This window comes from Agaribacillus sp. DX54 (assembly GCF_056858335.1).
The window spans coordinates 1-299 of sequence record NZ_JBXEQE010000157.1; the positions used below are offsets into that span (position 1 = coordinate 1).

Annotated in this window: 1 pseudogene; it reads left to right on the plus strand. The window is 37.8% G+C overall.

Annotation, left to right across the window (positions count from 1 at the left end):
- A pseudogene (locus AC04NP_RS30780) lies at positions 1 to 231 on the plus strand (peptidase domain-containing ABC transporter); the annotation flags it as partial.
- Positions 232 to 299 lie beyond the last annotated feature (68 nt).

Below are 299 nucleotides of genomic sequence, written 5' to 3' on the forward strand. Positions count from 1 at the left end.
AATGCCCTCGATGCAAAAAATGAGCGTATTATTATGGAAAACCTCAGCGCGTTTTTTAAAAACCGTACCGTGCTGATCATCGCCCACAGGTTAAGTACTGTAAAAAATGCAGATCAGATTGTTGTATTGGAAAAAGGCAAGATAACAGAGAAAGGAACGCATGGAAAATTGGTCACTGATAGGAATGGTTATTATCATCTTGTTAAAGATCAATTGGAGTTAAGTAACTGATAATCAAACTGCCCGTAAGCGCCTAAATTTGAAATAATGCCAAACATTGAAGATCAGAACCTCGAAGC